Below are 21,677 nucleotides of genomic sequence, written 5' to 3' on the forward strand. Positions count from 1 at the left end.
ATTTAGGGGAGAAAATTACATATATCATGTGGAGAGACAACGTAATAATAGAAGATAAGAAAAGTGAATAAGTGATTGTAAACAATGGATTGTTGGACGACTATGTTTTATGTTATTCGTTTAAATCTGATACTTGGCACACTATTGCTTTTAAGAAGGTAATAGTAATAAAGAAATTTTTAAAATGATAGAAGTAGTAAAGGGGATAAGAGAAATGAAAAAAATATTTAGTGTGCTTTTAGTGTTATTCTTAACATTTTCTACATGGTCTAGTGTATTAGTAAAGGCAGATTCACCATCTAAAGGTACTTTAACGATTCATAAGTATGAACAAGAAAAAGATGGAGCGCAGGGACTAGAAGGTGACGGTTCTGCAAATCAAGAGGTGCCAAAGGATGTGAAACCATTAAAAGGTGTAACGTTTGAAGTAAAAAGGGTTGCTTCTTTTGAAAAAATTTCAAACGATGGGAAAATCGTAAAAGAAGACGTGAAACCTGTAATGGGAGCCACTCCAAATCAAGTAGTAACAGATGATAACGGACAAGCTGTATTAAAAGATCTTCCGCTAGGACGTTATGAGGTGAAAGAAGTGGCAGGACCTCCACATGTTAATCTAAATCCCAATACGTATACAGTGGATATTCCATTAACAAATAAAGAGGGTAAGGTGCTAAACTATGATGTTCACATGTATCCCAAAAATGAGATTAAACGTGGTGCAGTGGATTTAATAAAAACTGGTGTAAATGAAAAAGCATTAGCAGGTGCAGTATTCTCTTTATTTAAAAAAGACGGTACAGAAGTGAAAAAAGAGTTAGTAACAGATGCTAATGGTCATATTCGCGTGCAAGGATTGGTGTATGGAGAATACTATTTCCAAGAAACAAAAGCTCCGAAAGGCTATGTAATAGATCCAACTAAACGTGAGTTTTTTGTTAAGAACTCCGGAACAATTAATGAAGATGGAACTATTACTTCTGGTACAGTAGTTAAATTAGAAGTGAAAAACTATGAAGAACCAACAATTGATAAAAAGATTAACGGAAAATTGGAAGCGTTACCAATCAATCCGTTAACTAATTATAATTATGATATTAAAACATTAATTCCAGAAGACATTAAGGAATATAAAAAATATGTGGTAACAGATACTTTGGATAATCGTTTAGTGATTCAAGGAAAGCCAATCGTGAAAATTGATGGAGCAGAAGTAAATGCAAGCATTGTAGAGGTAGCTATAGAAGGTCAAAAAGTAACAGCTACAGTAAAAGATTTCACAAAATTAGATGGTAAAAAAGAATTTCATTTGCAAATTAAATCTCAAGTAAAAGAAGGAGTACCATCTGGTTCGGAAATTTTCAATACAGCAAAAATACATTTTTTAAATAAAAATGATGTAATTGGAGAAAAGGAATCTAAACCCGTAGTTGTTATTCCGACAACTGGAATAATTGAGTTAACAAAAATTGATGGTGCTAATAAGAATAAATTAAAAGGTGCAGAGTTTGTACTTAAAGATAATAATGGAAAAATAGTTGTCGTAGCAGGAAAAGAAGTAACAGGTGTATCAGATGAAAATGGTGTTATTAAATGGTCTAACATTCCATATGGAGACTATCAAATTTTTGAAACGAAAGCACCAACATATACAAAAGAAGATGGTACAAAAGCATCTTATCAATTATTAAAAGACCCCATTGATGTAAAGATTAGTGAAAATAATCAAACGGTTAAATTGACGATTGAAAATAATAAAAGTGGATGGATTCTTCCGGTAACGGGTGGTATAGGAACGACTCTTTTTACTGTAATAGGCCTTACTTTAATGCTTACAGCGGCATTTGTTTTCTTTAGAAAAAAGTTTGCTAGAAATTAAGATTTTAGGAACATGTAACCATACGAAAAGGGGAGAAGCAAAATGCTTTCCTCTTTTCGATATTTAAGCGTATACAGAGGTGGAAATATGAAACGAAATCTTGTTTTGGGAGGTATTTTCTTATTTGGATTAGGTATTTTTTTATATCCTACTATTAGTAATTGGTTGGCGACCCGTGCACATTATTCTGAGATTAGCTCTTACGATAAGAAGATCAAAGCGCTACAAAAGAAAGAAGTCGAACGTAGGGAAAAAGAAGCAGCCGAATATAATAAACAAGTTCACACTTCCACGAAAACATTTACTGATCCATTTTCTGAAAAAAAAAGTAATCATCAAGCATATGCTGATGCGTTAAATTTAGGAGATGTAATGGGGTATATTGAAATATCGAAAATTAATATAAAACTGCCAATCTATCAAGGGACATCTGAGGAAGTATTGAGCCGCGGGATAGGTCATTTAGATTTTTCTTCGCTCCCGATAGGTGGAGAAAATACGCACACTATTTTAACAGGGCATCGTGGTTTACCATCAGCAAAATTATTTACAGATTTAGATAAGTTGAGCGAAGGAGATCTCTTTTATATTCATTCTTTAGACAAAGTTCTTGCTTATAAAGTAGATCAAATTAAAGTAGTGTTACCACACGAAACGGACGATCTACAAATTGTAGAAAATAAAGATTATACAACTTTAATTACGTGTACGCCTTATGGAGTAAACACCAATAGATTGCTAGTTCGAGGTGTGCGTGTGGAGTTAAACGAGAAAGAAAAACAAAAAATGAGTACAGAGATATTTATGTTTAATAAGTGGACTGTAATAGTTCCAATCCTATTGTTATGTGTGTTTCTAGTCGTAATTTATAAGAAAAGGTTAACTCGATAGAATGTATGTATTTATCCTGCATTAATGGACATTGGGACCGGAAATTCAGAGATAAGTAAAGAAGGTATATAGGGAATGAAGTAAATCCTCATTGATAAACATGTCATTTTATTCGACTATAGAAAAAATACGGTAAAGGTGGGAACAAAGGAATTGAGGCTACGATTAAAGCTGGTAAGTATTCATTTTATTGTTTTGTTAATGTTAAGTGTAAGTTTTGTCATATATGTACCAAAAGAAGTATATGGATCCACGACAAACTTAGAAGGTCTAGGTGATATATCGCGCTATAATGCTGTTGTCTTTGGTAACCATAAAGCAATAGGTGGCGACATTGAAGGAGCAATTGCAGTTCAAGGTGATATGGATGCATCGGGGTATACAATTGTAGGTGCTGCAGCGGGAACATCTAATATAGTAGGTGAAAAATGGGTTGATGAGGGATATCCGTCCTTGTTATTGTCTGGAAAATTTAAGAAATCAAGAGAAGAATCTTTTATCATTCAAAACGGAATAGTCGTAATGACAAAAGAGAGTGATCCAGATCGCATCATACAATCCTCTTATGATCGTATCGTTTATAAAGAAAAACTAGAAATTGACGCGAAATTTAATGAATTTCGCAATATAGTGAACCAAGTCAGTAAAAATGCAGGTCAATATAAAACAAATACCCCAATTCCAAATATGAGTCATGGAATCGGAAAAGATATAAACAATCCTAATATTTATGTTTCATCAGAATTGACAGGGAAAATTAATTTAGATATAAGAGATGTATTTTTACCGAGTGCTAAGGACAAAGATTTTATTGTTATGTATTCGGATGCAACAGAGGTTACATTTAAAAATGGGTCTATTCTATATGACACGAACAATATTGGAAGGGCTACAGATATAGTTCCTACATCACAACCATATTCTCCTAATTCCCCGTTTACTGAGCTATATGGGAAAGTGATTTGGGTTTTTCCAAATGCGAAAAAAATTATAACAGAGGGATATGGTGTCGTTGGTAGTGTGTTTGCCCCCAATGCTGTATTAGAAACAAAAGGCGGTTCGATTAATGGACAAGCATTTGTCGGTGCGGTACAACAAACTGGTGGATTTGAATTTCACAATTTCAAATTTAACTGGCAACATTGGAACAAGCCTAGTACAGGAAAAATAAAAATAAAAAAGGTTGATAGTAATAATGTTAATAAAAAATTGATCGGAGCAAAGTTTCATATAGAAGATTCAAATAAAAAAGTAGTTGGAGAACTAGTAACAAATGAAGAAGGAGAAGCGATATCAAAAGACTTACCAAAAGGAAACTATACCCTTGTAGAAATAGAAGCGCCAAAAGACTATGAATTATTAAAAGATAAAATAGCTGTAAAAGTAGAAAAAGATGCAGTAGTAGAAATTAAAATAGGAAATAAGAAATTGCCAGATCCAATGGGAAAAATGAAGTTAGTGAAAGTAGACATAAGTGATAAAAATAAAAAGCTAGCAGGGGCAAAGTTTCATATAGAAGATTCAAAAGGAAAAATAGTTGGAGAACTAGTAACAAATGAAGAAGGAGAAGTAATATCAAAAGACTTACCAATAGGAAACTATACCTTAGTGGAAGTAGAAGCACCTAAAGGTTACGAATTATTAAAAGAAAAAATAACTGTAAAAATAGAAAAAGATGCAGTAGTAGAAATTAAAATAGGAAATAAGAAATTGCCAGATCCAATGGGGAAAATGAAGCTTGTGAAAGTAGACATAAGTGATAAAAATAAAAAACTAGCAGGGGCAAAGTTTCATATAGAAGATTCAAAAGGAAAAATAGTTGGAGAACTAGTAACAAATGAAGAAGGAGAAGTAGTATCAAAAGACTTACCAATAGGAAATTATACCTTAGTGGAAGTAGAAGCACCTAAAGGTTACGAATTATTAAAAGAAAAAATAACTGTAAAAGTAGAAAAAGATGCAGTAGTAGAAATTAAAATAGGAAATAAGAAATTACCAGATCCGACTGGACAATTTGAAATTGAGAAAGTTGATGATAAGGATATCAATTTAAAACTACAAGGCGCTATATTTCAAGTCTTAGATAAAGAGGGTAAAGAAGTGGCTAGATTAACAACGGATGAAAAAGGAAAGGTGATTTCCAGTCAATTAGTACTTGGAAAATATACGATAAAAGAAATAAAAGCGCCAAACGGATATATGTTACTTAGGGATCCAATAGAAATAGAAATTACAGAAGCAGTAAAGACAAAAAAAATAACAGTGAAAAATGCGAAGAATAATTGGGTAATTCCTAATACTGGTGGGAGCGGAACAACAATTTTTTACGTAATTGGTATTATGCTAATGTTTGGTGTGCTATATTTCTGTAAGAAAAATCGTATATTATGAACTAATTTTATAGAGTTAGACAGATTGTTACGTTAGAGAGTTTTTAGGACATGAGTTCGGTATTGTACTGGACTCATGGTACTAAATTTGTTAAAGGAGGAAGGATAATAGTAAACATAGAATATATTAATGAATTAAAATGTTTAAGAGGTGAACATGGTGGCAATAAAACAAGACGAAATTAAAGTAGTTGTCGGAGCTGGAGTGTTTAATAATAATCCAGGTTGGATTCAAACGCAAGAAGATGAACTTAACTTACTAGATAAAGCTACGTGGGAAGAAAGATTTGAATACAACTCTATTTCAGCTATTTTAGCTGAGCATGTATGGGAACACCTTACTTTTGAAGAAGGTGTAAGAGCAACTGAAATTTGTTATGAATTTTTAAAACCATCTGGTCATATTCGGTGCGGAGTCCCTGATGCATTCTTTCAGGATGAGGCATATCAAAATATAGTTCAAATAGGGGGCCCCGGTCCGAAAGATCATCCAGCAGCAAGTCATAAAATCGTTCATAATTATATAACATTAACGAAAATGTTTGAAACTGCTGGATTCGAGGTAGTTTTACTTGAATATTGTGATGAAAATGGTCGGTTTTATTACAACGAATGGGATGCAAACGACGGTGTTATTTTCCGTTCGAAAAGGTATGATTCTAGAAATAAAGGCGATAAACTTGGTTTTCCATCGCTAATTGTCGATGCGATTAAGCGCTAATCATTCAACAAAAAAAGGAGTTAATCCTATGATTTCATAAGTCGCAAATGCGGCTTTTTTATTTGTACATAAATCTATATTTAATTTTCAATATTATATAATTCGATTTAGAAAATATTTAAGTTTTTCTCAGCACCATTCACTTTAAATTAACACTTCGTTGACATAAATATTTATTTTATATTTATATTCGTGTAAAATGAAATGGGAACATATATTCTATATAAGGAGACAATCAAAATGATAGCTGAAATTAGGAAACTAACTGATGGATATATTGTAAAATTTGAACGCCAATTTCCATATACGGCAGAAGAAGTTTGGTCTGTATTAACAGAAAACAGTAAGCTGAAAAAATGGATGCCGAATTTACAGATTGAAAGCCTTAAAACTGCTGGAATAATAAAGTTCGACATGATGGACGGTTCATTCATAAATATTGATATTTTAGAGTGTCAACTAAACTCAGTACTTGAATTTACTTGGGATAAAGACCGTGTCAGATTTGAAATACATAATGAGGAAAATGGTACTCTTTTACTTCTTAAAGAGTACATTCATGAATTAACAGATCATACACCGAGAGATGTAGCTGGTTGGCATATTTCTTTAAATCTTTTTTCTTTCGTTTTAGAAGGAGAAGAGAAAGAATTTTCTAAAGATGAATGGCAACAGTGGTTTGAAATATACAAGGATAAGATTCATGAAGTGAGAGGATAATTGCATAATAGGTAATATTCATTATGTAATTATTATATTGTAAAAATGCTTTTGTGAATAAATAAGAATAGAGGTTAATATGAAAGTAAATCAATTAATTGCTAATAACATAAATAAATTAGATGCAACTATACCGTTTAATAAATCGTTTGGAATTGCTGGTTTATCTGGATCGGGTAAAACAACTTTTTGCCAAACAATTGGTGAAGAATCAAAAAAACGATTAGTTTCTTTATTACCAAAGGCTGAATATCAATATTTATTTCCTAACATTATGGAAACAAATTTTAGTGCCATTAAGATGGAAGAAATGCCTTTAGTACTTTTTCTAGGAAAATCATCGATTTCGTCTAATCCGCGTTCAACGATTGGTACTCATACTGGTGTTTTTACAGAGGTTCGGGAAAAACTTGCTGAAGTATTTAATCTTTCTCCAGAGGTCTTTTCATTTAATAATCAATTAGGCTGGTGTACTGGTTGTAAAGGCCGTGGTACTACAAAAAATGTTGAGTGTAAAAAATGTAAGGGAAAACGTTATAGTGAAGAAATTGAACAACATGAAATTGATTTGTTGGCCAAGCCACATTCAATTTCAAATATTAATGATTTAAGTGTTGAATCTATTCTTTCACTAGCAAAAGAGTTAAATATTAGTGAAGAAAAACAGCATATACTGCAAAATATTATTAATATGAACATTGGTTATTTAACATTAAATCGAATTATGGGTACGTTATCAGGTGGAGAGTTAACACGACTTTATTTGGCCGAATTCATGGCAGTAAGTGAAAATGCTGTAATTATTATTGATGAGATTTCAGTTGGACTTGATCATGAAACTTTATTACAAATTTTAGAAGAGATTAAACGATTAGGGTGTAAAAATCAAATTTGGCTTATTGATCATTCAGATACAGTACTAGATACATCTGATGAGCAATTGTTCTTTGGACCTGGTAGCGGAAAATATGGCGGGAAAATTGTGGAAGAATCACCAAGACCAAAGTCAATACTGTGGGATCGAAATAAAGAAATACCAACAGAATTTTATACATTCTATGATTTATATTGCCGTAATATCCAAATGGAGGAGTTTCAAATTCCTAAAAACAGGCTTGTAACAGTTACAGGAGAATCAGGATGTGGGAAATCTACACTTGTCAACGAATGTCTAGCTACAGATTTTTTGAAACGATATCCAAAAGATAAATTAGTTATGGTAGGACAAGACCGAAATCAATCAATTACAAGTCGATCAACTGTAGCAACTTTCCTAGATATTAAAAAGAAACTGACAAAGTATAGTGAAGACATTGATGATATTTTTGAGCGCTCGATTGAGGATATTATTGATGAACTTCCAAATGAAGATATCGCTTATAAACGTTTGAGCCTACTAATTAAATTAGGACTTGGCTATTTAACATTAGAGAGAAAAACACAAACATTATCGACAGGTGAGTTTCAATGTGTTCATTTAGTTTCGGAATTATTTGCAAACACTAGAAATCCACATACATTATTCATTTTTGATGAGCCTTCAAAAGGTTTATCACAAAATATTTTAAATCAATTTATCGATAGTATTAGAGGTATTCTGCAAGATGAATCAGTTTCTATCATTATGATTGAGCATAATCGTTACATGTTAGAAAGCTCTGATTATATAGTTGATTTTGGAAAAAGGCAGAATGAATCTGTAGAGCATTTGGATGTTGTTAATCATGAGGATTACTATCGTCAAAAAAGTAATGTGAATAGCACAAAGAAAATAAATATCTCTTCAATGCTTAAGCAGAAAAAGGAGTTCACTATTTAGAAGAAAATCATATTAACTATTTTAAAAATGCCGAAAATGTTTATAAGGGCGGTATTTTAAAAAGTTTATCATCAATGGCTAGGTTAATTTATGGTGAATATGAATCTGATACAATCGCACCTGTTATTGCTATTGATCTTGAAAGACATTTATATAGTCAATATAGTTTCTTATATGAGATTGGTGGATTAATTAATCATATTGTAGCTGCTCATCCAATTAATAAAGATACGAGAAGTTTTGATTTCTATTCACAGGACAATCATTGTCCATCTTGTTCTGGACGTCTTCAAATTGAAGTTTTTGATAAAGATATTGCCATTCAAGATAAAAGTGTTCCATTTTGGGATGGGCTATTCGATCCAGAAATCATGAAGGTATTAAAATTTTATCAGCATGAAAAAATAGAATTTCTATTCGAAGAAATAAAAAATGAGCTTGGTCACGATTTGTCAAAAAGCTATAATGATATGTCAGAAGAAGAAAAGCATACGTTTTGGTACGGATATTTTGAAAAATCATTTTATGATAAAAAAGGAAAGACACGTAGAACATGGGTAGGGTTTAATACAATTATTGGTGGATATATTGTTATTTCAAAAGCACCTATTAAAGAAGAAATTAAAAGTTCAAAAAAAATGATGAAATGTCCAATTTGCGAGGGGACGGTTTTAAATCATCATAAACCACTTAAATTTGGTAACGTAGATATTCGTGAAATAATCAATCAGCCTATTAATGAAGTATTGAAAACAGTTGGTGATTTACCGGCACTTGTTAAATTGAAGTCTATTGTTGGTGGCGATATGGTATTGACAGAAGATGTTTCTTTATTGCCAAGAAAAGCACAAGTTGCATTGAAAATGTTTGAATTAGAACAAGCAAGCTTTTCAAACTATGAAATGGTGTTACAAAATGTCTTACCATTCTGGAGCGAAATAAAAGGAAATATCGAATCCATTAGTGTTAATAATCAGGTAACTGTTTGTGATTTCCCTAATGTTTATGAAACGAGAGAAACCATTATAGATAAGTATTTCACAAATGGTAAATATAAAAAACTTACGTATGTATACGAAGCGTTTGGATACAAAAAATTAGTTACCCAAATTAATAAAATTAAAAAAAGTAATCCATGTCCATTTTGTAAAGGTAAGAAAGTGATAACCGAAGATAATCTACATGATGGTGTCTTTAAACTAACAATTCCATGTGTAACTTGTAATGCAAGTGGTATTAATGACGAAGGGTTAAAAGAAGTTGTCGAGGGCGTGGATGTACAAACATGGTTAACTGGAAAAGTAAGTGATGTTGTGGATGAAAGCTTATTAACAGAAGCTGTTGCGCAATTACCAATTTTTAATCGCATACGTGAGTTGGATAAACGAGATATGATGGCGGTTTATGAATGTCTGGAGAAAAATAACTAGTGATGGATTGTCAATTGCAGTAGTCATAAAAACAGGAATATAGGTTTTTAATTATATAAATATAACATGTTAAATTGTTATTTAAATCGTTAAAAATAGTTGACCCTCACATAATGTCATTGTTTATGATGAAGTTGAGCTTCAAAGTAGATGTAACTTATAGGAGGAAATCATGTTTAAAATAGGGGATTTTTCGAAACTATCTTCCATTAGTATACGTATGTTGAGACACTACGATAAAGTGGAATTATTACAACCAGTAAAAGTCGATGAGCAGAGTGGATATCGATTTTATTCAGCTGACCAATTAAAAAAGGTAAATCAAATTCAAACATTAAAAGCTATGGGGTTTAATATTGCTACCATCAAAGAAATAATAGAATGCGATAATATAGATAGCATAAAAGAGCAATTTTTAAATCGTAGTGCTCAAATTAAAGAAGACATGAATAACCGCCAAAAACAATTACGTCTCCTCGAAGACTCAATGAAAACGATGAGAGAGGATGTTGTTGAGATGAATTATCATGTTTCAATAAAAGAAATTCCAGAAAGAACTGTAGCTAGTGTTAGAAAGATTATTCCATCGTATAATTGCGAAGGTGATTTATGGAGTGTATTAATGCAAGAAATTCAAATGAAAAATATTAGTATTGCCCAACCGAGTTATAGTATTGCGGTTTTCCATGATCGTGAATACAAAGAAAATGATGTAGATATAGAAATACAGCTAAGTATTCTAGGTAAGCACGAAAATACAAAAGACGTTACATTTAAAAATATGGAATCGACTAATGTAGCTTCTATAACAGTTAATGGAAGTTATGAACAGATGACAGCTGTAAATGAGGCTGCGGCAAAGTGGATTGAGACAGAAGGTTACAAATTAGCAGGCCCGATGTTTAATATTTACCATGTGAGCCCAGCGATGGAAGCGGATCCTAATAAGTGGGTTACAGAAGTTTGTTATCCAGTTAAATGATGATAAAGAAAAAAGGCATTAATTATATGCCTTTTTTCTTTGTAAACTTATCCATAAATATCAAGACAAATTACTTCGAGATTCGATTCGTCAACTACTAGCACAATTTTATTTGCAAATGTACAAAATGAGCAGATTGTAATGAATCATCTATTTGGAAATTTCAGCAATGTTTAAATGAGCAACAAAAACCATCGTAATAAGGGGCTTCTGTCTTAAATAATTTAATGATATGTGTACCCTCCATCTGGAAATAATACATTACCCGTAGTAAAACTATTTTGCATTAAATATAGAACAGTATGTGCAATTTCATTATTATGGCCAGGCCTTTTTACAAGAGAAAGAGATTTATAAGATTTATAAGCAGCTAGTCTATTTTCGTTTTGTTCATTCTCTCTTTGTATCGTTCCAGGAGAAACCACATTAACTCTTATAGGAGCTAATTCAACAGCTAAAGCTTTCCCTAAACTTTCAATAGCACCATTGCAAGCTCCATAGGCAGGTGCGCCTTTAAGTGGTCTTTGACTAAATGCACCAGACATTAACACAATCGATCCAGAGTTTGAAAGAAAAGGAATTGCATATTTTACGGCATAATATTGAGGCCAAAACTTTCCGATGAAGCTACTTTCAGCAATTTCCTCTGTAGAGGTAATTGGTCCAAGTGTGTAAGAGGCTCCCGGTGTGAATAAATGATCAAAGTTCCCAACTGTCTTGAAAAAATTTTGTAATTGCTCTTTATTTTGATTATCCAATATATAAGTTTGAAGATGATTGTTATTTATTACTTCTCGAGCAACTTTTAATTTTTCTTCCGAGCGTCCGGCAATAATAACATGTACGCCTTGTTTAATTGCTTGTGTTGCTGTTGCTAATCCAATACCAGAACTCCCGCCAATGATAACAATACGGCTATTTTTTAATGTAGTAATAGACATATTTTAGCCACTCCTTTAATAAAAAATTTAGAATATAACTAACTGTGCTATGCTTTTATTATTCGCTAAAAGGGAGCAAGTGAAAAGTACGCACTTTATATGTACATAGTCGCAAATTTCGTACTAATCGCTATACATGCGGATAAGTAATGGGAAAAATTTCTAAATATGGTTTATCCCGCATTAACGGGCAGTAAAACTCTCACCTCAAAGTTAGGAAAATGCAAGGAAGTTAGGTAAGAGATCAATTGCCCGTAAAAGCCCGATTGGTTCAACTAATAATCAGTGTGGGATGAACAAAACCCCCACTGATTAAAGTTTCACTTTATGATATCTGAGGAGAGGTGAGAAAAATGGATTTACAAGAAACGAAGTTAAAAGGGGTAATAGCAACATTACAAATAATCGGTGGGAAATGGAAGTCACTCATTTTGTTTATTTTGCTAACAGATGGAATGAAACGTTTTGGTGAATTAAAGCGATTGATACCAGATATATCTCAAGGGACGTTAGCGAAGCAATTACGTGAATTAGAGCAAGATCAACTAATAAAACGCGAAATTTATCAAGAAATACCACCTAAAGTAGAATATAGCTTAACTGAACATGGAAAAACAGTCAGTACTGTTTTGGATAGTATGTGTAGTTGGGGAAGAGGGCATTTAGAATATATAGATAAAGATAAACCATAAAAATGTTATGTAAACTTATTGTAGTGTGAAGGGAAATGTTGTTTTAATAATTTGTATTTTATAATATATAATTAAAGAGTGTCGTAGGTTATTATACATATTTAATTTATTTTTACAAAGGGGAAGTAATAAGATGAACGAATTAGAGTATAAAAGCTTCTATGATAAAGTAGGAAGATTAAATGGATGGGATTTTAGCAAAATAAAATGTGAAACTGTAGGAGATACATGGGACTTTTATAGTGAGGTAAAAGAAAGGTGTAAACCATCACATATTTTACTTGATGTTGGTACAGGCGGAGGAGAAAATGTACTTAACATAGCATCATCAGCTAAATTGTTGATTGGAATTGATAATTCTAACGGCATGATTGCAACGGCACATTCTAACTTGAAAAAATCAGGTGTACAAAATGTTGAGTTTCTTCAAATGGGTTCTGAAGCTTTAACATTTCCACATGCACATTTTGATATTGCTTCAAGTTGTCATGCCCCGTTTCTGGCATCTGAGTTAGCGAAAGTAATGAAAAAGGGTGCCTTTTTCTTAACACAACAAGTAAGTGAGCATGATAAATTAAACCTGAAAGAAGCATTTGGTAGAGGACAATGCTTAGGTGAACGGGATGGTACTTTAAAAGAAAATTATATGAATGAACTTATTAGTGCAGGATTTGATCTCGTGCAAGTACGTGAATATGATGTTACTGATTATTACAGTAGGTCTGAAGATCTCATTTTCTTATTAAAACATACCCCTATTATTCCTAGATTCGGAGAACAGGAAGAGGATTTTACTATTTTACAAAAGTTCATTGATACGTATAGTTCTGAAAAAGGGATTCGTACTAATTCAAAAAGATTTATGATTATTGCTGTTAAATTATAATGTATTTTAGTGTAAAAGCTGCTTTTCATTTAAAGAAAAGCAGCTTTTTGTGTGGAAAAGAATACAGGAAATACTTGAAAATAATAGAAATAAATAAAGTGTAAATTAAAAAATCAAAATATGGAGGATAAATGTTTTGAAACGTTACTATATTAGCAATGAAAAAATAAATGTACATATTACTGAATGGGGGAATAATGAGAAGCCCGTTATCTTTTGTTTACATGGATTAGGTAGTACGAGTTTAAGTTTTATAGAAATTGCTGAGGAATTAAAAGAAGAGTATAGATTTATCTCCGTTGATGCACCTGGACATGGTAAAACACCCCCATTTGAAAGAACAGAAGATTATGAGATGCACAATTTAGCAAATTGGTTAAATGAAAAAATAAATGAATTGAGAATCAAATACTTCTATTTTCTATCACATTCATGGGGAAGTTTTGTAGCGTTATTTTATTTGTTAAATCATCCAGAAAAAGTACAAGGAAGTATTCTTATTGATGGTGGATATCAAACAAAAAGGCTTCGAGAAGAAACGTTGGAAGAAGAAATTGCTTATTATGAAAAGGACTTTGATGAATACGTTTTTAATAATTGGGACAAATTTTTCAAAAGTGAAAAAGAAGCTTATACTAGGTGGTCTTCATTGTTAGAAGTTGCTGTAAAGGATCTAGGGATCGAAATGGATAATAAAGTATGGTGGCATGCCAGGGGAAATACAGCTAGTAATATAATAAGAGGTATGCATAAAGATGAAACAATAGATATATATGAGAAGCTACCGGCTAATATTGTATTACTTCGAGCTACAGTCCCACAAGTTTGGGCGGATTATAGAGATAAGACAGTAAATATTTTTAAAGAGAAAACGGACAGTATAGTAAAAGTAATTCCTGATACTACACACATGTTGCACTGGGATAAACCAGAAATTGTTATAGCGGAAATAAAAAATAATTGGAGCTAACATATTCATACTAAAGTTGTAGTTTCTATATGAAAAATCCATCCTTCCGTTTGATTTTATCTATTTATAATTGTAATACAATACGAATAGATAATAAGAAATGAGGGGGAATGTAAAGTGATTACACATATATCAGATATAAAACTACAAACGGTTTCCATAGAAGGGGTAAAACAAGTTTATAAGGACATATTATCTTTTCCAATAAAAAAAGAAACAGAATCCTTCATTCAATTTGAAGTAACACCTTATACAAAAATTAGTTTTCAAGAAGTGTATGAACCAATCGCACCTGCACATTTTGCTTTTGAAATCCCATATTCAAAATTCCATGAAACAGCAAGGTGGTTAAACGACTCTGGATTACTCATTGTGAAATGGCAAAATGGAAATGTAATTGGTGAAGAGAATGGTCTATTCAATTTATACTTTAAAGACGGAGATGGAAATCTACTCGAAATTATTGCGCATAGTTATGTTAAAGAAGATGTATTAGTACCATATTCACCTTTAAACATTTTATACGTAAGGGAAATCGGTCTTCCCGTTAAGAGTGTACCTGTTTTTACGGAATGGTTAAAATCAAATCTAAATATGAAAACGATGGAAGATGGGGATATTTTTAACTTTGTTATAGGTGGCACTGCATATATCGTCGCGACTTGGTGGCAGCGACCTTGGATTCCAATCGCGATGAAAGCTCTATCACCGAAAGTACACGTTTCTTTCGGAACACCAGACGTCGCATTTTTACAGCGAATCCATAATAACTTTAAGATAAATAATGTTCCCTTTGAATGTAAACATAATGAAGTATCATTTATTGAGCAGGGATATTCATTTTCTATTGTGTATACACCAGAGTTTCATTCCAATATTCCTAAAGAACTAAACTTACCACTTTCTATTTAAGGATAGAAAGTGGTAAGTTTTTTATATCTTCGTGAAGAAGGTTTTCGTTATGATTAGAGTGAATGCAAAGAAAAGGATTAAGCGTTATTCAAATTTATTTTAAGGAGAGAAATGAATCTAGGTAATCCAATTGCAAAAGGGAATACTGCAGAAATTTATTTAACTGATGATAAGGTTGTAAAATTATTTAAAGATTACCTCCCAGATACAGAGTCTATGAATGAAGCAAAAAAACAAAAATATGCGTATTCATGTGGGTTGCCAGTTCCAAACGTATTTGAAGTGAAAAAGATACAAAATAGACAGGCAATTATTATGGAACATGTAAAAGGGGACAACATTGGTGATCTTCTGCTTAATAATTTAAATGAGGCAGAGCGTTATATCAGCCTTTGTGTTAATGAGCAAAAAAAGATCCATGCTATACATGTAAATACAGATGAAATGGAGTTAATGAGGGAAAGGTTAGAGCGTCAAATTAAATCTGTGTATAAATTGGATGAACGCAAAAAGAAGGATATATTACAAAAATTAGATTTTATTACATTTGATTTTAGGCTATGTCATGGAGATTTTCATCCATTTAATTTGATTTTGAGTAAGGAAGAGAAAGTGAAAGTTATAGATTGGGTAGATGCTAGTTCAGGTGATATTCGCGCAGATGTATTTCGAACATATTTGTTGTACTCACAATCTTCGGTAGAATTAGCTGAGATGTATTTACATATATATTGCAGTCGTACCGGCTTATCAAGAGATGAAGTTTTTCAATGGGCTCCTATAATTATTGCAGCTAGATTTTCTGAAAAAGTATCACCGCAAAATGAAGTGTATTTGAGAAGATTATTGAATCAGTATTTATAAGTCATAAAAAAGGTTGTCAGCTAATTAATAAATGCTGTTGTTTAACCAAAGTTTCCTTGCAGTTAAACAACGGCATTCTTAAATATTGATATAGGTATTCTTATTTTCGATCTTCATCCTATAAAGGTTCATAATCCGTACTTGTTCCTCCGTTAATTCTTCTCTATCCCAATACATATGCATTAAGCTATATTCAAAAATCTCCTTTAATTTAATAAATAACGGAAACTTGTCTTTCATCTCTTTTGGTAGCTCATTTTCCTCTTGGTAGCCTTCAAATAGTGCTTTTGTAATAGAATACTCATAGTCAACGATATTCCCATTTCCAGCAAATGAATATTCTATCGCACTATAAATAGGAACGGCTAAATCGAATATGTAAAAATGTTTTTGGAATGAATCCAAGAGAATATCAACTTAACAAAATGCCTATCCAATCATTTGTTAAACTAAATTTAAATAAAGAAGGGGCGTTTAAAATGAATATTTCTAGAAAAATAGAGGTTGAACAGTTACGAAATAGGAAGAGTGAGCTATTTGATAAAGAGGTACTTAACATATTAAATGGTCAAGTTATGTATGAAGAATTTAAAAATAAAAAGCTAATGGGTGATTCTGATTATGCACCATTTAATGAGGCAATGTGTGTGAACCCTGCTACTACACAAGTTTTTGATGAGGATTTTATTAAAACAAGAGCGGAAGGACATAACAGTTCCGTAGAAAGTTATACAAAAAAGGTTATAGATCCGTTAGAAAAACTTTTTACGAAAAATTATAAATGTATTGTTTTATGGTTTGGTGAAGATATGTTTTGTCAAATGAACCTACTTACCATACTTTCTCACCTTGAACAGTCTGTTTATGAAGGGAAGGTATACTTAAATAGCTTTAGAGAGGATGAATTTAAAGTAAATCAAATTGAACTTGAATTGGGGAAGTATTCTTCTATATACAATGAAGTATTAGTAAACCATAAAAAGACCTCTCATAAGGTACCACCTGTAATGTATCAGGCTATAGACTTATTTTTAGAAATGTTAACAGAAGATAATGCAGTAATGAAATTCATCTCTAAAAATAAAGATTTATCAACTCGTGAATTATTAATAAAGTTGTTTTATCTTTTTCCAACAATCGGATATGGAGATACTCAGTACATAGAGCTGATTAATAAAATAAAGAAGAAAGCTACACCAAAAATATAGGTGCAGCTTTCTTCTTATAATTGCTCAAGTAATTCTAATTCTTTTTCTACAAATAGCATTAGTTCTTTAATTGTTTCACCAGAAAAATCAAAACGAATACCGGCTGCATCATACACTTCTTTTATAGATTGCGAGCTTCCTAGTGATAATGCCTTTTTATAATTTTCTAGCGCTTGCTTAGGATCCTCTTTATATTGTTTATACATTTGTAATGCACCAAGTTGGGCGATCGCATATTCAATATAATAAAATGGTACTTCAAAAATATGGAGTACAGGTAGCCAACTCGTTGCTATCCAGTTTTCGTAGCCATCAATATGTATGACGCTAGACTGATAATGTTTTTGAAGTTGTAAGTATTTTTCATTTCTTTCTTCAGAAGTATGACTTGGATTTTCATACAGCCAGTGTTGAAATTGATCGACAATAAGCATAATAGGTAAATATGAAATAACATCTTTAAAGAAGTTAATTTTTGCTTGTTTTAAATCTTTTTTGTCTGTATAGAAGGTATCCCAATAATTAAGCGAGAATAACTCCATTGTCATACTGGCTAGCTCAGCTGTTTCAGCTGGAATTTCTATATACTGTCGTAATTTTAATGGTTTTATGAGTTCGTTATGAATACTATGACCCATTTCATGTATAAAAGTGACAATATCATCTTGTGTATAATTTAAGTTCATAAAAATATAAGATAATTGTGAAGCTGGTAAGTACTCACAAAAGCCACCAGCTGCTTTTCCTTTGCGGCTTGTTAAATCAAGACAATTGTGTTTATACATTCGGTTTAAAAGTGCTGAAAATTCAACATCTAGTTTATTAAAGATATGAGTGCTCTTTTCAATTAAATCATTTTCATTTGCAATAGGTTTAAGTACTTTTTGATCTGGAGTTACAGCTGATACATCCCACGGGCGAAGTGTATCCAATTGCAGTTTATCTTTTTTCTCTAGCAATATTTTATCTTTAAGAGGCACAACATACTTACGTATGGATTCAGCTAGTTCATAGCAATCTATCGCTGAATAATCAAAACGCTCGTATTTTTTGAACATATAATCGCGATAATTCTCTAGTTGAATATTTTTTGCTTTTTGATGGCGAATTTCAATTAATTGATTTAATATGTTTTGGAGTTCTTTTTCAACAGATAAAAATTGTTCAGAAATAATGGTTTTTGCCTTTTTACGGGTGTCACGATTCGAATCTTGTAAATAGGATTGTAATTCTGTTATCGTTTTTTCTTCTCCGTCCCAAATTCCACTTAATCCTCCAGTGATTTCAAAGTACTCTGTGACTAATTTGTCTTCCTTTATTTCTAATTCGATATTTTCCTCACAAAATAACTTTTGAGCATTTTTTATTTTTGTATCTAATAAACCATATACGTTAGAATCTAATTCGATTCGAAAAGGTGACTCTAAATATTTATTATCCAATAAATTTTGGTACCGCTTTAAAAGTGGCTTTACAAATTGTTGATCATGTTCAAAAGTATCCTTTATTTCTTCATCATCCGTATTACATTGAAAGGCGATGTAATGTGATCTTAATTGTTCTTCGATGTCCCAAATTACTTTTGACTGCTCTTTTAACCAATTTTCAAGGTCTAGTTTTGAAGAAATCATTTTATTTAATAAAGTCGAAAGAGTTTTTTCCAATTGTAGTACATTACTAATATCAATCGTATTTACATGTTGCATTATATATCCCTCACTTTTTATTTATTCATAGAGATATTCTATTTATTAATTGTAATTCCCTTGTTAAGTGGGGTAAATGTGAAATAATGTTAAATTTAATAATTAAAGAAGGTATTTATATGTCAAAGTAAAAAGTTTATCGTAAATGAAAATATATGGAGGGGTGCTGCATGAGAAAGGGAAAGAAGTTACTTGTATTTTTATTTCCACTTGCTTTATTATGTGCCTGTGAGAATGACATTGAAGATGCTAAAAGTGAAGAGTCTATAGTGATGGATATTGCTACAGCCGCGGTAAAGGAGGAATCTTTTTTTAGTGCTGCTATAAGAGATGAAAAAGAAAGAATATTAGATTTAGAGATTGCTGATAGCGAAGATAGTAACGAAATAAAAAATGATATTAATAAAAGATTGGTGATACAAGGTGTAACGTCTTATAAAATCAATATAACTCAAAGGAATAGAGAAGTTGTAAAGGCAGAGAGTAGATGGAATCAAGTTTTTGGACATATATTTGATGACGTATTCAGAAAAAATGGATATGAAGGGTTTGGTATTCAGCAAATAAATTATAAAAAGAATCAACCTGTTACCATTGATATAAAAACTAAGATTAGCGATGATGAAGTAGGGGCGAGAGAACTTGGACAGAAAATAGAAAAAGAAGTTGAAGGGGTACTTAAAACAGAAGCAGTAAAGAAATGGATTGAAAATGATTCATATGCTATTGGGATTTACGATATAGATGATCGGAAAATTAACTAATTGAGGAATGAATGCTATATGAATGAAAAATCGATATAATTAAATATAGAATTACTGAAGGAGGTGTAAGATGTATAAGTATTTACATATTTTAAACGACATAGAAAATATGATTCAAAATGGAGAAATAAGAGAAGGAAAGAAATTACCGTCTATACGGTCACTCGTTACGCAATATGAATGTAATAAGGCAACAGTTATACGTGCTCTTCATGAATTAGAAAAGCGTCACATTATATATTCTGTCCCTCAAAGTGGATACTACGTTGTTAAAAAATCAGAGAGTACTATAGAAAATAACGAGATAATTGATTTTGCCTCCTCAGCACCAGATCCAGATGTTTTTCCGTATTTAGATTTTCAACATTGTATTAATAAGGCTATTGATACGTATAAAAATGATTTGTTTGTATATGGAACGCCGAAAGGCTTACCATCTTTAATACCAGTTATTCAAAAACAACTAGCAAATTATCAAGTCTTTACAAAAGAAGAAAATATTTTTATAACATCAGGTGTTCAGCAGGCACTTGCTATATTAACTTCTATACCATTTCCGAATGGAAATGAAACTGTATTAATTGAACAGCCAACATATCATCTATATATTGATTATCTAGAAATAAATAAAGTTCCTGTAATCGGTATTAAACGTACGAATGAAGGTATCGATTTGAATGAATTGGAGCAAATATTTCAAACTGGAAAAATAAAATTCTTTTATACGATACCGAGATATCATCATCCGCTTGGAACTTCTTATTCTAAAGATGAGAAAGAAAAAATCACACTATTGGCTAAGAAATACAATGTATTTATAGTGGAAGATGATTATTTAGCAGATTTAGAAACTGATTCAAAAGCAGATCCGTTATATAGCTTGGATAATTGTAGTCATGTCATATATTTGAAAAGTTATTCGAAGATTATTTTTCCTGGTTTACGGGTTGGAGTTGCAGTCATCCCACCATCCATTGCAAATGCGTTCTATACATACAAAAAGATACTAGATATTGATAGTCCGATGATTTCTCAAGCGGCTTTAGAAATTTATATAAAGAGCGGTATGTTTGAACGTCATAAAAGTAAAATTAATTCTTCCTACTATAATAGATCAATAAAACTAGCAGAAACATTAGAAAAAGTGCAAAATGAAGATCCATCATTATTTACATATAATAGACAAAACACATTTGGAATACACACTTGTTTAGAAATGCAGAAAAACACAGTTACAGAAACACTTATACAAAAATTAGGTGACAGGCAAATAAGTGTCGATACTATTGATAAGAATTATATGAGGAATTTTCCTAAAGAAAAACTGTTAAAGTTAAATGTTTCGAATGTAAAAGAAGATAAGATTGAAGAAGGTATTCGTAAAGTAATTGAGGAAATCAAGCAATTAAGACAGTTTAATTTTCAGTTTAGAAAAGAATAATTTGAATTAGGAGGTTCGTTGTGAGGCGCAAAATCATTCTCTTGTTTGTATGTAGCGCTATAGTGGCAGGTGCAATTGTTGTGATTACATATTATAAAAAAGAGGATCAATGCATAGCAGTTGCAAAGTATTCAAGAGGTATTATCGTAGATTAAAATAACGAACCTATAACTAATGTGAAAATTTATGAAGATTCAATTGAAAGTAAGATGCGTAGTATTTCAAATGCACAAGGTGAATTTGAAATACCACATGGAGTTTGTGGTGAAATTGCATTAAAATTAGTTACTCAGAATGGGGAAGTCTATACGAGAAAACATGATAAGAATCATGTGTAAGAAGAAAACTAAAGGTGAATAAAATGAAACCATTACAGAGAAAAGTAGCAGTTGTGGACGGAGCAACTATATATGTAACTGAATAACTATATGTTTTTTAAGAGCGCTCTTAGAAAAGAGTGCTCT

Annotated in this window: 17 protein-coding genes and 2 pseudogenes; 16 read left to right on the forward strand and 3 right to left on the reverse strand. The window is 31.7% G+C overall.

The features are described 5' to 3' along the window. Positions 1-214 precede the first annotated feature (214 nt). From MR112_RS12755 to MR112_RS12785, 7 genes and pseudogenes are all read left to right on the forward strand, one after another. A complete protein-coding gene (locus MR112_RS12755; RefSeq protein ID WP_242245011.1) occupies positions 215-1,876 on the forward strand; it encodes a SpaA isopeptide-forming pilin-related protein in 1,662 nt (553 codons plus the stop codon). An 87-nt stretch (positions 1,877-1,963) separates the two neighbouring features. Then, a complete protein-coding gene (locus tag MR112_RS12760; RefSeq protein WP_242245012.1) occupies positions 1,964-2,767 on the forward strand; it encodes a class C sortase in 804 nt (267 codons plus the stop codon). 153 nt (positions 2,768-2,920) lie between these two features. After that, positions 2,921-5,158, forward strand: coding sequence for an MSCRAMM family protein (locus MR112_RS12765; protein WP_048538111.1), 2,238 nt, complete (start codon positions 2,921-2,923; stop codon positions 5,156-5,158). Between the two features lie 156 nt (positions 5,159-5,314). Beyond that, a complete protein-coding gene (locus tag MR112_RS12770; RefSeq protein ID WP_242245013.1) occupies positions 5,315-5,878 on the forward strand; it encodes a class I SAM-dependent methyltransferase in 564 nt (187 codons plus the stop codon). A gap of 240 nt (positions 5,879-6,118) precedes the next feature. Then, complete coding sequence (locus MR112_RS12775) at positions 6,119-6,598, forward strand: SRPBCC family protein (RefSeq protein ID WP_242245014.1); 480 nt, start codon at positions 6,119-6,121, stop codon at positions 6,596-6,598. Between the two features lie 79 nt (positions 6,599-6,677). After that, a pseudogene (locus MR112_RS12780) lies at positions 6,678-9,847 on the forward strand (ATP-binding cassette domain-containing protein). Between the two features lie 172 nt (positions 9,848-10,019). After that, complete coding sequence (locus MR112_RS12785) at positions 10,020-10,829, forward strand: MerR family transcriptional regulator (protein WP_226368692.1); 810 nt, start codon at positions 10,020-10,022, stop codon at positions 10,827-10,829. 224 nt (positions 10,830-11,053) lie between these two features. Here MR112_RS12785 and MR112_RS12790 read toward each other — a convergent pair whose 3' ends face one another. After that, on the reverse strand, positions 11,054-11,770 hold the full coding sequence (locus tag MR112_RS12790) for an SDR family oxidoreductase (RefSeq protein ID WP_242245015.1): 717 nt from the start codon (positions 11,768-11,770) through the stop codon (positions 11,054-11,056). Between the two features lie 353 nt (positions 11,771-12,123). Here MR112_RS12790 and MR112_RS12795 point away from each other — a divergent pair, with 353 nt between their 5' ends. The 5 genes from MR112_RS12795 to MR112_RS12815 all read left to right on the forward strand — a co-directional run bounded on the left by MR112_RS12795 (position 12,124) and on the right by MR112_RS12815 (position 16,094). Beyond that, positions 12,124-12,462, forward strand: coding sequence for a winged helix-turn-helix transcriptional regulator (locus MR112_RS12795; RefSeq protein WP_000365541.1), 339 nt, complete (start codon positions 12,124-12,126; stop codon positions 12,460-12,462). Positions 12,463-12,595: 133 nt separating this feature from the next. Continuing rightward, complete coding sequence (locus tag MR112_RS12800) at positions 12,596-13,348, forward strand: class I SAM-dependent methyltransferase (protein ID WP_001003869.1); 753 nt, start codon at positions 12,596-12,598, stop codon at positions 13,346-13,348. A gap of 136 nt (positions 13,349-13,484) precedes the next feature. Next, positions 13,485-14,318, forward strand: coding sequence for an alpha/beta fold hydrolase (locus MR112_RS12805; RefSeq protein ID WP_242245016.1), 834 nt, complete (start codon positions 13,485-13,487; stop codon positions 14,316-14,318). 117 nt (positions 14,319-14,435) lie between these two features. Continuing rightward, positions 14,436-15,230, forward strand: coding sequence for a VOC family protein (locus MR112_RS12810; RefSeq protein ID WP_226368693.1), 795 nt, complete (start codon positions 14,436-14,438; stop codon positions 15,228-15,230). Between the two features lie 111 nt (positions 15,231-15,341). Further along, positions 15,342-16,094 (forward strand): aminoglycoside phosphotransferase family protein, encoded by a 753-nt coding sequence (locus MR112_RS12815; RefSeq protein ID WP_226368694.1) that lies wholly within the window; start codon positions 15,342-15,344, stop codon positions 16,092-16,094. Positions 16,095-16,172: 78 nt separating this feature from the next. On the opposite strand, the gene MR112_RS12820 is transcribed toward MR112_RS12815, so the two are convergent. Further along, positions 16,173-16,499 (reverse strand): aminoglycoside phosphotransferase, encoded by a 327-nt coding sequence (locus MR112_RS12820; RefSeq protein ID WP_242245017.1) that lies wholly within the window; start codon positions 16,497-16,499, stop codon positions 16,173-16,175. Here MR112_RS12820 and MR112_RS12825 point away from each other — a divergent pair. Beyond that, positions 16,490-17,302 (forward strand): AraC family transcriptional regulator, encoded by an 813-nt coding sequence (locus MR112_RS12825; protein WP_226368695.1) that lies wholly within the window; start codon positions 16,490-16,492, stop codon positions 17,300-17,302. The genes MR112_RS12820 and MR112_RS12825 overlap by 10 nt on opposite strands. Positions 17,303-17,316: 14 nt before the next feature. Here the strand turns inward: MR112_RS12825 and MR112_RS12830 are convergent, their stop codons facing one another. Continuing rightward, entirely contained in the window at positions 17,317-19,008 is a 1,692-nt protein-coding gene (locus MR112_RS12830) for a M3 family oligoendopeptidase (RefSeq protein WP_242245018.1), read from the reverse strand. A 170-nt stretch (positions 19,009-19,178) separates the two neighbouring features. Between MR112_RS12830 and MR112_RS12835 the strand changes: the two genes are divergently transcribed. The 3 genes and pseudogenes from MR112_RS12835 (at position 19,179) to MR112_RS12845 (ending at position 21,551) form a co-directional block, all read left to right on the forward strand. Continuing rightward, positions 19,179-19,772, forward strand: coding sequence for a DUF4030 domain-containing protein (locus tag MR112_RS12835; RefSeq protein ID WP_001225387.1), 594 nt, complete (start codon positions 19,179-19,181; stop codon positions 19,770-19,772). A 70-nt stretch (positions 19,773-19,842) separates the two neighbouring features. Continuing rightward, a complete protein-coding gene (locus MR112_RS12840) occupies positions 19,843-21,213 on the forward strand; it encodes an aminotransferase-like domain-containing protein (RefSeq protein WP_071740587.1) in 1,371 nt (456 codons plus the stop codon). Positions 21,214-21,233: 20 nt separating this feature from the next. Next, positions 21,234-21,551: pseudogene (locus tag MR112_RS12845) on the forward strand (hypothetical protein). Positions 21,552-21,677 lie beyond the last annotated feature (126 nt).

The sequence above is a fragment of the Bacillus cereus group sp. BfR-BA-01330 genome, from assembly GCF_022663885.1.
Classification (GTDB): Bacteria; Bacillota; Bacilli; order Bacillales; family Bacillaceae_G; genus Bacillus_A; species Bacillus_A cereus.